Below are 10,908 nucleotides of genomic sequence, written 5' to 3' on the forward strand. Positions count from 1 at the left end.
AGGCCGCCGATGTGATCGCTGTGAAGATGGGTGATGAAGATGGCCTTCAGCGCCGCCACCGGCGCCCGCATCCGTTGCAGCGTCTCCGCGCCGCCCGAACCGGTATCGATCACATAGAGGGCGTCTCCCGCCTGGATCGCCGTGCAGGGCTCCGCCCGGTCAGGGATCGGCAACGGTCCGCCCGTTCCGCAAAAGAACACCTTCAACCCATCAAAGGCCTGGGCGTGAGCGGCCGGACTTGCGAAGGTCAGCGCCAGGGCGACGGCGAGCAGGCGGATCATCCAGGTCTCCGAAAAAGAGAATAAAGGTTCGCGTTTCTATGATAGCCGGTCGCCGCCGCAAAGCGGTGATGTTCGGGGAGGATATCGACCATGACGCTCAGCTACGACCTCTATTGGTCGTTCCGTTCGCCCTATTCCTACATGGTCGTACCGCGTCTGCTGGCGCTGGAGGCCGAGCACGACGTGGTCTGCCAGGTGAAGCCGGTCTATCCGCTCGCCGTACGCACGCCGGAGTTCTTCGAGACCCGCGATCCGCTCTGGTTCCGCTACTTCATGACCGATGTGTTCCGCGAGGCGGCGTTTCTCGGTCTGCCGTTCCGCTGGCCAAGGCCCGATCCGGTGCAGCAGGCGCCGGAAGTCGGATACCGGATGCAGCAGCCCTACATCCACCGCCTGACCCACCTTGGCGTCGCAGCCGCTGAGGCCGGTCGGGGTCTCGCCTATCTGCGCGAGGTGAGCCACGTGATCTGGAGCGGCGAGGTCGACAACTGGCATGAGGGCGATCATCTCGACCGCGCCGCCGAACGCGCCGGGCTCGATCCCGCGGCGCTCAACAGGGCCGCGGACGAGGAGGCCGGACGACTGGCCGCCGTGGTCGAGGCCAATCAGGTCGCCCAGCGCGCTGCGGGCCACTGGGGCGTGCCGATGATGGTGTTCGGCGGCGAAGCGTTCTTCGGCCAGGACCGGGTCGATCAGATGGTCTGGCGGATGCAGGGTCAGGGGCTGGCGCGACGCTGAGCCGCGCGCTCGAGCCTTTCACGTTCAGATGGAATCATCTGAACGGGGTGGAAAAGGCTCGAAATCAAAAAGTTAGAGCGTCTCTTCGTCCGAAAACCGGTTCCCACTTTTTGGAAGACGCGCTAGGCTGACCGAACGGTCGGGAGGTTATTCATGTCGCGTCTTGGACTGATTTTGCGCGCGGGCCTGGTGCTCGCCTTTGGCGCCGCAGCCCCTGGCGCCGTAGCGGTCAGTGCGCAACCACGACCGCCGAACGTGATCGTGATCGTGGCCGACGACCTGGGTTATGGCGACACCGCAGTCTACGGCAGCAAGATCATCAAGACGCCCAACATCGACGCGCTGGCGGCCGATGGCGTGCGCTTCACCCAGGGCTATGTGACCCACCCGGTGTGCGCGCCGTCCCGCGCGGCGATCATGACCGGCCGTTACCAGACCCGGTTCGGCTATGAGTTCAATCCGGTCGGCCGCGACCGCACCGGCGGCGTGGCGCTCTCCGAGACCTTCATCGGCCAGGTGATGAAGTCCGCCGGCTATTCGACCGGCATAGTCGGCAAGTGGCACCTGGGCGAGGCGCCCGGCTACTATCCGCTCGACCGAGGCTTCGACAGCTTCTTCGGTGTCACTGCCGGCGCCACGGCCTTCATGACCACCTTCGGGCCCGGCGACGAGCTTTACACCCATCCGGGTTCGGAAGGGTCGTATGGCACGGCGGAAGGCGGGCCCGCGGCACGCGGCACGCCCGCCGAGCAGATGCCCACCATTCGCGCTCGCGCACCCGTCCGCCAGGGTCGCGAAGTGGTCGAGGTGAAGGACTATCTCGCCGACGCCTTCACCGACCAGGCCGTGCGGTTCATTGGCGAAAACAAGGACCGGCCGTTCTTTCTCTACCTGGCCCACATGGTCCCGCACACGCCTCTGCAGGCGCCCGCCAAATACATTGATCGCTACCGCCACATCCAGAATCCGGGCCAGCGGGTCTACGCCGCTATGGTCGCCTCGCTGGATGACAGCGTGGGCGCCATCCGCGCCAAGCTGAAGGCCGAGGGCCTCGACAAGAACACCCTCATCGTCCTGACCTCGGACAACGGCTGCGCCGGCTATGTCGGCGACGCCTGCACGAATGCTCCGCTCAACGGCTATAAAGGCAGCCATCTGGAAGGGGGCGTGCGCGTGCCGTTCATCATGGCGCTTCCGGGACGTCTGCCGGCCGGCCGGGTTGAGGAACGGGTGATTTCGACTCTCGACATCCTGCCGACCGCAGCGGCCCTGGCGGGCGCGAAGCCACAGTCCAAGCTCGATGGCGTCAACCTCATGCCCTATCTGGCGGGCGGCAAGACTGAGACCCCCAACCCGACCCTTTACTGGCGCTCGGGCCCCAATTTCGCGATCCGCGACGGCGACTGGAAAATGTGGATCGTCAATCGCGCCGATCCTTCGGAACAGGTGCGCGTCGGTTCGGGCGTCACGCCCGACGGGGTGGTCGCCGAGGTGTCGCCGTTTGGTCAGTACGCCATGCTCTACAACCTCAAGACCGACCCGGGCGAGAGCCGGAATCTGGCCACGGCGCGGCCCGAGGTGGTGGCGCGCCTCAAGGCCAAGATCGCAGAGTGGGACAAGGCCAATGTGCCCGCCCAGTGGACCAGCATGCGCCAGAGCGTCCGCGAGTTCGAAGGCCAGCTGCTGAAAGTTTATCCGTAGGAAGGAGCGCCTTATGGCCAGCCGCAGAGACGTCATCCTGGGCGCGGGGATCGCCATGGCGGCCGGAGCTCCGGCGCTCGCCGCTTCGGTCCCGCCGCCGCCGGTGCGACCCGAGCACGCCGCCTTCGCCGCCGAGATCGCCGCCGCACAGGACCGCCTCGACGCGTTCATGTTGGCGTTCAACGCGCGCGACATTCCGGCCTTTGAGGCCAGCTTCAACTTCCCTCACATCCGGTTTGCGTCCGGAACGGTGACGGTGATCAATCCCGGCTACCACAAGCCGGAGATGTTCACGACCGGCTCGCTGGCCGAGTGGGACCGCTCCGCCTGGGCGCGGCGCGAGGTCATCCACGCCGGGCGCGACAAGGTGCACATCAACACCCGCTTCGCCCGCTATCGCAAAGACGGCTCGGTGCTCAACGAATTCGACTCGATCTACATCGTCACGCGCCAGAACGGCCGCTGGGGCATCCAGGGCCGGTCCAGCTACGCCCCCTGATCAGGGGGCGGGCGGAACCAGCAGCGTGCTGGCGCCCCAGGTGTCCCGCGTCAGTTGCTGGCGGCGCGTGAACGCGGCCCAGGCTTCGGTCGAGGGATTGCGCGACGCCTCCCACACGCCGTGACTGCCGTAGCGCGTGATCAGCAGCAGGCGGGCGGTTCCATTGGCCGTATCCTCCGGCGTCGGCGCGGCGGTGAACAGCCCGAAGATCCGGGTGTCGAACCGGGTCTCGAAATCGCGCCAACCCTCGACGGACAGCGCCACGAAGGCGTCGAGGTCCGTCCGTCCGATAACGAACCAGCGATGCACGAAAATGCCGCCGGCCGGCGGCCGGTCGCCGGGCGCGGGCCTGGCCGTAGCGGTCAGCCGATCGCGTCGCGCTGACCTGACGCCTGGCGCCGCGGTCAGCCGCGAAACAGCCGCCTCGCGTCCCGCGCTCTCGCCGGTCCAGCTGATCAGCACCGCCGCCTGACGAGACGTCCAGCCAAGCTGCGGCGTGAACTGCCCGACCACCGATCCCCCGGCCGCCTTCAGCGCCGGACCCTCGGCCGTCAGTCGGGTCGCCAGGTCCCGCGCCGGCGCCTCTGACGGGGGCAGGTCCAGAAACAGATAGTCATAGGTCATCAAAGCCCCCTTCGCGCTCGTCGCCGCTGCTGCGGCGGCGGCTCCGATCATCCACGTCCGTCGATCCATTTGGCTCATGTAACCCCTCCACCCTCCGGCGACATTCCGCTAGCCTCGCCCCTATGAGCAAGTCCCCTCGTCTCACCGCCTCCCGCCGCGCCGTGGTCGGGGGCGCATCGTTGCTCGCCGGAACCACGACCATGGCCCAGGCTGCATCAGACCCTTCCGCCGAGTCCGAAGCCAGGCGGGTGATGGAGCGCTACGTCAACTATGGCGACAAGGCCTCAGGTGGAGCGGGCGACAACGCCACCGGCGCCTGGCTCGAAGGCGAGTTGACCGAAGCCGGGTACGCATGCCGCCGGCAGATGTTCGACGCCCCCGGCTATGAGGGCGAGGCCGCCACACTGGTCGCCGGCGCCGCCCGCGCCAACGTGATCCCCCAGGCGATCGTCACCTCGACCGGGCCCGGCGGCGTCACGGCCCCGCTGGCCATCGGGCCGCGCGCGGGCGCCATCTCGATTCTCGTGCTGCCTCATGGGCGATGGTCCGCCGTCGTTGGCGAGGTGGAGCGCCGCATCCGCGCAGCTCTGGCCGCGGGCGCCAAGGGTGTGGTGGTGGTCACCACCGGCCCCACCGGCGAGGCGCTGGCCCTGAACGCGCCCATCGACAAGCCGCTGTTCGACCGCCCGGTCGCGGTGATCGGCCCGCGCGATGCTGCGCCGTTCCTCAGGGCCGCCGAGGCCGGCGAGACCGCCACGCTGACGATCCCCGGGCGGGCGATCCGCCGCCCGGCCTACAACCTAACCGCCAGGCTGAACCGCGGCGCCGCGCGCAATCTGGTGCTGTCCACGCCCCGTTCCGGATGGTTCATCTGCGGCGGCGAACGCGGGCCGGGTCTCGCTGTCTGGCTGGCGCTCGCCAAGTGGGCGGCGCGCACGCCCCTGCCGGTCAATGTCGCGCTGGTCTGCACCAGCGGCCATGAATACGACAACGGCGGCGGCGAACACTTCATCCACGAGATCGCGCCGAAACCCGCCGACACCGCCCTTTGGGTGCATCTGGGGGCGAATGTCGCAGCCCGTGACTGGCACGAGCGCGGCGCAATGCTGTCGCCCCTGCCGAGCGCCGATCCGCAGAGGTTCCTGCTGGCCAGCGCGCCGTTGATGGATCGGGCGCGAACCGCGTTCGCGGGCCTTCAGGGGTTGGAAGCGGTCTACAAGGCCGATCCTGCGCTTGCGGCCGGGGAACTGGGCGTGATCCTCAAGGCGGGCTATGCCCCGGCTATTGGCGTCTTCGGCGGCCACCGCTTCCATCACGCGCCCAGCGACGACCTGCGGTGCGTCGTCCCCGCCCTGATCCCGCCGGTCACCGAGGCGTTCAAGGCCGTGATCCAGCAGGCGGTCGCCTAGAGCGTCGTCCGAAAAGTGGGAACCGGTTTTCGGATGAAGAGACGATCTATACTCTTGATTTCGCGCCTTTTTCACTCCGTTCAGAGGGTTCCGTCTGAACCGGAAAGGTTCTAGCCCATGACCACGCCCGATACGCCTCAGATGGCGTCACCGACCTACCGGCTGGCCTCGCTGGACCCCGACTTCATCCTGGGCCCGTCGATGCGCGGGGTTCGCTTCCTCCTGGAATTCGCCAAACCCGATGAGGCGCTCAGGGCCTGGGGCGTCCATTCCACCATCGTGGTGTTCGGCGGTGCGCGGATCCGCGAGGACGGCCCGGGAGAACAGGCCCGCTGGTACGCCCAGGCTCGGGCTTTCGCCGCCCTGGCGTCGGAGCGTGGCGGCGCGCGCCTTTCCTCTGACAAGGGTCGGTACAACGTGATCTGCACCGGCGGCGGTCCAGGGGTCATGGAGGCCGCCAATCGCGGCGCGGCCGACGTCGGCGCGCCTTCGATCGGGCTCAACATCACTCTGCCCCATGAGCAGCAGCCCAATGACTGGTCGACGCCCGAACTCACCTTCCGCTTCCACTACTTCGCCATGCGCAAGATGCACTTCGCCATGCGGGCCGGCGGACTGGTGGTGTTTCCGGGCGGCTTCGGCACGCTGGACGAGCTGTTTGAACTCCTGACTCTGCGTCAGACCGCTAAGGCGCCCCCGATCCCGATCGTTTTGTTCGACGAGGCCTACTGGCGATCGGTGATCCGCTTTGAGGCCATGGTCGAGGCCGGAATGATCTCCGCCGACGACCTTGGTCTGTACAGCTATGCGGAGACGGCCGAGGAAATCTGGGATCGTCTGGTCGCCGGCGGCGTCCGCCCTCACGCTGCGCCGAGCTGGGACACCACCCCCGAAGACCCTTGAGGGGCTTGCCCGAACCGCGCCGGGCGGGCCAATTGCGGGCTAACTGCGAACGTCGCGGGGGCGACAAGAACTTTCGGGGGGACCAACAATGAGCGGAGCGCCGGAGACGGCGGGGCGACCCACGTTCGCCACCGACAGCGTGCATCTGCTGCGAACGGCCCAACAGGTCCAGTACCAGCTGAGTCAGATGGCCGACCAGAAGGCCAACATGGTGCTGGCGGCGGCCTTCGTGATCTTCACGGTCACCATCAGCCAGGCGCACAATCTGGCCCGGCCGGAGCCATTGCTTGTCCTGGGCGCAGCGGCGTTCGCGGCGGCGTTCCTGGCCATCCTGGCGGTGCTGCCCTCGGTGAAGACACCGCCCCGGCCGGACGGCCCGGCCAACCTGCTGTTCTTCGGGTCCTTCACCCAGCTTTCGGAGGACGAGTTCATCGAAAACATCCTGGGCGTGCTGGGTGAGCCACGCACCGTCTATGAGGCCTTCGCCCACGACATCTACCAGAACGGCCGGGTGCTCGCGTTCAAGAAGTACCGCTTCCTGGGCTACGCCTATCGCATCCTGGCCGGCGGACTGGTGGTGAGCCTGCTGGTGTTTCTGGGCCCCTACGTCCTCCCCGGAGTCTTCGGATGAAGTTGGCCGGCATCCTGGGCGCGCTTGCGCTCGCCTCGCCGGCCCTGGCGGCGCCGGATCTGGCGACCATGGGAACCGCGGAACGGGCGGCGTTCCTCAAGGCGTTCCCCAAGGGCGGCGAACTGCATAACCACCTGGGCGGCGGCACGCCCGGGGAACTGCTGCTGGCCTGGGCGATCGAGGACGGCCTCTGCGTCGACGTGACGGAGCTGGCGATCCGCACGGCCTGCGCGCCGGGGCTCAAGCCGGCCGCCGATGTGCTGAACGACGAGCCGCTGCGGTCGGCGCTGATGGACAGCCTGTCCACCCGCATGCCCGGCCACAAGGGTCGCTCGGGTCACGACCAGTTCTTCACCGCCTTCTCGCGCCGGGGCGCGCTGCCCAAGCGCCAGGGCGATGCGCTCGCCGAGACCCTGGAGGGACTGGCGCGGCAGAACACCTTCTACGCTGAACTGATGATCACCCCTCAGTTCGTGGCCTCCCGCGCGCTGGGCGCCCGGGTGGGTTGGCGGGGCGACCCGGCGGCCACCCGCGTGGCGCTGAGCGAGGCGGGCCTCGAGAAACTGGTGCCCAACGTCATCGCCGACACGGACGCGATGGAGGCGCGCGCCCGAGCCGTGATGAAGTGCGACACGCCGCAGGCGACACCCGGCTGCAAAGTCACCGTCCGCTACCTCTTCCAGGCCATGCGCCAGGGCCCGCCCGAGCAGACCATGGCGCAGCTTCAGCTCGGCGTCGCCGCCATCGCCGCCGACCGGCGCTGGGTCGGCCTACAGCTGGTCGCGCCGGAAGACGCGCCCGACGCGGTGCGCAACTACGACGTCCACATGCGGATCGTGGCCGAGGTCACCGACCAGGGCCGCAAGGCGCCCGCGGCGCTGCACGCGGGGGAGCTCACCCTCAAGCTGGTGACGCCCCAGACGCTCAGCCACCACATCGGCGACGCGGTCCGCATCGCCGGCGCCCGCAGGATCGGCCACGGCATCGCTCTGCCGGAGGAACAGGGCGCGCATGCGCTGGCCCGCGAGATGGCGGCCAAGGGCATAGCGATCGAGGTCAACATGATCTCCAACCAGACCATCCTTGAGATCGAGCCCGAGGATCACCCCTATGCCTGGTTCCGCAAGATGGGCGTCCCCGTGGTGCTCTCCACCGACGACTCCGGCATTACCCGCAGCGAACTCTCCGGCGACTATGCGCTGACGGTCCGCAACGGCGCGACCTACGCCGATCTCAAGGCGGCCGCCCGCAACGGCATCGCGTTCAGTTTCCTGCCGGGCGAGGGCCTGTGGCTGGACCCCAACACCTATCGCCGCCCCGCCCGCGCCTGCGCCGGCCAGATCGGCCGCGAGACGCCGACCGGCGCCTGCGCCGCCCTCATCGCCGCCAGCGAAAAGGCCCGCGAGCAATGGCGCCACGAACACCTTCTGGCGAAGTTCGAGGCGGAGTACGTCAGGTAGCATTCTCCCCCTCAAATGGAGAGAGTCGGGCGAGGGCCTAGCCCGCCCCCAGATACACAAACCGCGCCAGGAACAGCGCCGCCAGTCCGTGCAGCAGCAGGTCGCCCGCGAACCTACGCCGGGTCGCGAGTCGGAGGACGGAATAGGCGATCACCCCAATCGCCAGGCCGTTGGCGATCGAGAAGGTCAGCGGGATCGTCGCCAGGGTCAGGAAGGCGGGGATCGCCACCACCGGATCGTCCCAGGCCACCTCGGCCAGCGGCGCCATCATCATCCCGCCCACCAGGATCAACGCCGGCGCTGTGGCCGCGGCCGGGATCGCCTGGGCCCACGGCGCGACGAACACGCAGGCCAGAAACAGCAGACCGGTCACCACCGCCGTAAGGCCCGTGCGCCCGCCCGCCGAGACCCCCGCTGCGCTCTCGATGTAGCTGACCACCGTCGATGTCCCGGCCAGGGAGCCGACCACCGTTGCGCCGGCGTCGGCGAACAGCACCCGGTTCAGCCTGGGGATCGAGCCGTCCGCCGCCACCAACCCGGCCTTCTTGGTCACCGCCACCAGCGTGCCGACATTGTCGAAAAGGTCGACGAACAGGAACACGAACAGGATCTCGATCAGCGCCAGGGTCAGTCCGCCGCCGCCGATGCCGAGCGCGGCCGGGATGTCGAGCTGGAAAGCCGCGCCGGAGAGCGCGTCCAGGCTGTAAGGTTGTGGCGTCCAGACCGCGAGTCCCAGCGCCCAACCCGCCAAGGTGGTCGCCAGGATGCCGATCAGGATCGCGCCTCGCACCTTCAGCGCCGTCAATACGCCCAGCACGAAGAGCCCCAGCACCGCCAGCTGGGTTGTCGGCGCCGTCAGATCGCCCAGGCCCACAAGCGTCGCCGGGTTGTCCGCCACCAGCCCCGCCCCGCGCAGGCCGATCAGGGCGATGAACAGGCCGATCCCCGCCGCGATCGCCGCGAACAGGGCCCGCGGTATGGCGTTGACGATCAGCTGCCGCACCCCGGCGATCGTCAGCAGGAAGAACAGCACGCCGGAGATGAACACCAGCCCCAGCGCCGTCTGCCAGGGCACGCCCATGCCCAGCACCACGGCATAGGCGAAGTAGGCGTTGAGCCCCATGCCGGGCGCCAGCGCGATGGGATAATTGGCGAGGAACCCCATCAGCAGGCAGCCGATCCCCGCCGCCAGGCAGGTCGCCGCCGCCACGCCCGCCACCGGCATGCCCGCCGCGCCCAGGATCTGCGGATTGACCAGAACGATGTAGGCCATGGTCAGGAAGGTGGTCAGGCCGGCCAGCAGCTCCGTGCGCGCGCTGGTCCCGTGGGCGGTGAGCCCGAACTGGCGTTCCAGAAAGCTCATGGCCGCGTCCCCGGCAGGGCTTCGGCATAGCGGTCCCAGCCCGCCACCAGGGCCCGGACCACCGGGCTTCCGACCCGCCAGGCCGCCTCTACCCCGGCGCCCAGCCCGCCGCCCAGGCCGGAATAGACCGGGCTCGCCGCGCTCGGCGGCGCGTGGGCGTAGTTGCTGGCCGTGCGCAGCACCAGCGCCCGGCGCACGTCCACCCGGCCGGTGGGGGCCAGCAGGGTGAGCGCGTCCATCACCTGGTTGTCCTCGCAGTTGGTCATGGCGAAGCGGCCCTGGCCGTCGGTCCAAAGGCTCACCCAGTCCCGGGCCCAGGCCGTGCGGCGCACGCCGTGCCAGAACCGCGCCGTACCCAGGGAATCACCCCGATAGACAAATGGCGGCGCGCGACCCGGCGCCTCGGCGAAGCCCGCGCGGGCGGCCTTGAGCTGGTCGTTGTCCGGCAGAGCCACGCCCTTGGTCAGCTCGAACGCCCAGTCGACCAGACCCCGATCGAGCCGCCAGGCCATGCCGCTCGCCCCGGCGGCCGAGCCCTTGATCCCCGGCGCCCGCGTCTGCAGCGAATAGATTCCCCAGGGCCAGTCCTTCGGCGCCTCGCGATCGTCCATCTCGTGCGCGGCGTCGGCCTCCACCACCCAGTCGGCCCAGGCGGCGCTGCCCACCGATCCGGTCCGCGGATCGACCCCGGCGATGCCCGCCACCAGCCAGTAGGCGCGCCGCGTGTCGAACCGGGGATCCAGCGCCAGGGCGGTGACGCTCTGCCGCGAGCGCGCGTTCATGCCGGCCAGCACCAGCACCACCCCGTCGTCCGAGACCCGCACCGGCGCCTCGATGCCCGGCACGGCCAGCTCGCGGGTGAACGGCCACCGCTCAGCCCAGAGCTGGAACTCGCCCGCCACGTCGCCGGTCGGCTGGCCGACCTCGAACATGGTCAGCACCACCACCTTGACCTGGATCGGTTCCGCCCGCGCCGCCACGGGCGCCAGCAGGACAACGATCAACGCCAACAGCCGCAGCATGCGATCCTCCCCCGAGATGCGGCCCTGATCGTCGCGGCGCCGGCCCCCGCGGGCAAGGCGTCTTGCTCGCCTCTCGGGCGTATTCGCCCTGCCGCCCAGGTGATCCTTGCCCTGGATTGAGGCGCCCCAGGCATGCCGCGCCCGGAAACTGAGCGTCCCCCGCAATGTGCGGTTCCGCATGGGCGGACCGCTTGCAAGCCTGAGCCCCGAGGCGAATTCTCCCCTTGCCCTCTGCGGGCGTTCTCCTTCCTCGACCTCGGGCCGCGCTGCTAGGCGC

The 10,908-nt window shown here is 69.0% G+C and carries 11 protein-coding genes; 7 read left to right on the top strand and 4 right to left on the bottom strand.

All coding sequences use genetic code 11. The features are described 5' to 3' along the window. Positions 1-281: MBL fold metallo-hydrolase (locus tag ACIQ3R_RS10050; RefSeq protein WP_397417970.1), on the bottom strand; the 281-nt coding region annotated here is incomplete at its 3' end. A 90-nt stretch (positions 282-371) separates the two neighbouring features. Here ACIQ3R_RS10050 and ACIQ3R_RS10055 point away from each other — a divergent pair. The 3 genes from ACIQ3R_RS10055 (at position 372) to ACIQ3R_RS10065 (ending at position 3,219) form a co-directional block, all read left to right on the top strand. Next, positions 372-1,019 (top strand): 2-hydroxychromene-2-carboxylate isomerase, encoded by a 648-nt coding sequence (locus ACIQ3R_RS10055; RefSeq protein WP_397417972.1) that lies wholly within the window; start codon positions 372-374, stop codon positions 1,017-1,019. Positions 1,020-1,172: 153 nt separating this feature from the next. Further along, positions 1,173-2,720, top strand: coding sequence for a sulfatase (locus tag ACIQ3R_RS10060; protein ID WP_397417974.1), 1,548 nt, complete (start codon positions 1,173-1,175; stop codon positions 2,718-2,720). Between the two features lie 13 nt (positions 2,721-2,733). After that, positions 2,734-3,219, top strand: a complete 486-nt coding sequence (locus tag ACIQ3R_RS10065; protein WP_397417977.1) for a hypothetical protein — start codon at positions 2,734-2,736, stop codon at positions 3,217-3,219. On the opposite strand, the gene ACIQ3R_RS10070 is transcribed toward ACIQ3R_RS10065, so the two are convergent. Further along, a complete protein-coding gene (locus ACIQ3R_RS10070; RefSeq protein WP_397417979.1) occupies positions 3,220-3,843 on the bottom strand; it encodes a hypothetical protein in 624 nt (207 codons plus the stop codon). Between the two features lie 122 nt (positions 3,844-3,965). Here ACIQ3R_RS10070 and ACIQ3R_RS10075 point away from each other — a divergent pair, with 122 nt between their 5' ends. From ACIQ3R_RS10075 to ACIQ3R_RS10090, 4 genes are all read left to right on the top strand, one after another. Beyond that, positions 3,966-5,252: a hypothetical protein gene (locus tag ACIQ3R_RS10075; RefSeq protein WP_397417982.1), complete on the top strand. Its 1,287-nt coding sequence runs from the start codon at positions 3,966-3,968 to the stop codon at positions 5,250-5,252. 117 nt (positions 5,253-5,369) lie between these two features. Beyond that, positions 5,370-6,155: an LOG family protein gene (locus tag ACIQ3R_RS10080; protein ID WP_397417984.1), complete on the top strand. Its 786-nt coding sequence runs from the start codon at positions 5,370-5,372 to the stop codon at positions 6,153-6,155. Positions 6,156-6,243: 88 nt separating this feature from the next. After that, positions 6,244-6,786 carry a Pycsar system effector family protein gene (locus ACIQ3R_RS10085; protein ID WP_397417986.1) on the top strand — a complete coding sequence of 181 codons (543 nt, stop codon included), beginning with the start codon at positions 6,244-6,246 and terminating at the stop codon, positions 6,784-6,786. Continuing rightward, positions 6,783-8,246 (top strand): adenosine deaminase, encoded by a 1,464-nt coding sequence (locus ACIQ3R_RS10090; protein ID WP_397417989.1) that lies wholly within the window; start codon positions 6,783-6,785, stop codon positions 8,244-8,246. Before ACIQ3R_RS10085 ends, ACIQ3R_RS10090 begins: the two co-directional genes overlap by 4 nt. A 37-nt stretch (positions 8,247-8,283) precedes the next feature. On the opposite strand, the gene ACIQ3R_RS10095 is transcribed toward ACIQ3R_RS10090, so the two are convergent. Together ACIQ3R_RS10095 and ACIQ3R_RS10100 are read right to left on the bottom strand one after the other, a co-directional pair. Then, the gene (locus ACIQ3R_RS10095; RefSeq protein ID WP_397417991.1) at positions 8,284-9,609 is read right to left on the bottom strand and encodes an NCS2 family permease; all 1,326 of its coding nucleotides are present in this window, start codon (positions 9,607-9,609) and stop codon (positions 8,284-8,286) included. Beyond that, positions 9,606-10,631 carry a purine nucleoside permease gene (locus ACIQ3R_RS10100; RefSeq protein ID WP_397417994.1) on the bottom strand — a complete coding sequence of 342 codons (1,026 nt, stop codon included), beginning with the start codon at positions 10,629-10,631 and terminating at the stop codon, positions 9,606-9,608. Before ACIQ3R_RS10100 ends, ACIQ3R_RS10095 begins: the two co-directional genes overlap by 4 nt. Positions 10,632-10,908 lie beyond the last annotated feature (277 nt).

The sequence above is a fragment of the Phenylobacterium sp. genome (genome assembly GCF_044371015.1).
Lineage (GTDB): Bacteria > Pseudomonadota > Alphaproteobacteria > Caulobacterales > Caulobacteraceae > Phenylobacterium.

What these genes read in the sequence shown, in the direction of transcription:
- ACIQ3R_RS10055 (WP_397417972.1), top strand. Translation starts at nt 372, where the DNA reads ATGACGCTCAGCTACGACCTCTATTGGTCGTTCCGTTCGCCCTATTCC.
- ACIQ3R_RS10060 (WP_397417974.1), top strand. Translation starts at nt 1,173, where the DNA reads ATGTCGCGTCTTGGACTGATTTTGCGCGCGGGCCTGGTGCTCGCCTTT.
- ACIQ3R_RS10065 (WP_397417977.1), top strand. Translation starts at nt 2,734, where the DNA reads ATGGCCAGCCGCAGAGACGTCATCCTGGGCGCGGGGATCGCCATGGCG.
- ACIQ3R_RS10070 (WP_397417979.1), bottom strand. Translation starts at nt 3,843, where the DNA reads ATGACCTATGACTATCTGTTTCTGGACCTGCCCCCGTCAGAGGCGCCG.
- ACIQ3R_RS10075 (WP_397417982.1), top strand. Translation starts at nt 3,966, where the DNA reads ATGAGCAAGTCCCCTCGTCTCACCGCCTCCCGCCGCGCCGTGGTCGGG.
- ACIQ3R_RS10080 (WP_397417984.1), top strand. Translation starts at nt 5,370, where the DNA reads ATGACCACGCCCGATACGCCTCAGATGGCGTCACCGACCTACCGGCTG.
- ACIQ3R_RS10085 (WP_397417986.1), top strand. Translation starts at nt 6,244, where the DNA reads ATGAGCGGAGCGCCGGAGACGGCGGGGCGACCCACGTTCGCCACCGAC.
- ACIQ3R_RS10090 (WP_397417989.1), top strand. Translation starts at nt 6,783, where the DNA reads ATGAAGTTGGCCGGCATCCTGGGCGCGCTTGCGCTCGCCTCGCCGGCC.
- ACIQ3R_RS10095 (WP_397417991.1), bottom strand. Translation starts at nt 9,609, where the DNA reads ATGAGCTTTCTGGAACGCCAGTTCGGGCTCACCGCCCACGGGACCAGC.
- ACIQ3R_RS10100 (WP_397417994.1), bottom strand. Translation starts at nt 10,631, where the DNA reads ATGCTGCGGCTGTTGGCGTTGATCGTTGTCCTGCTGGCGCCCGTGGCG.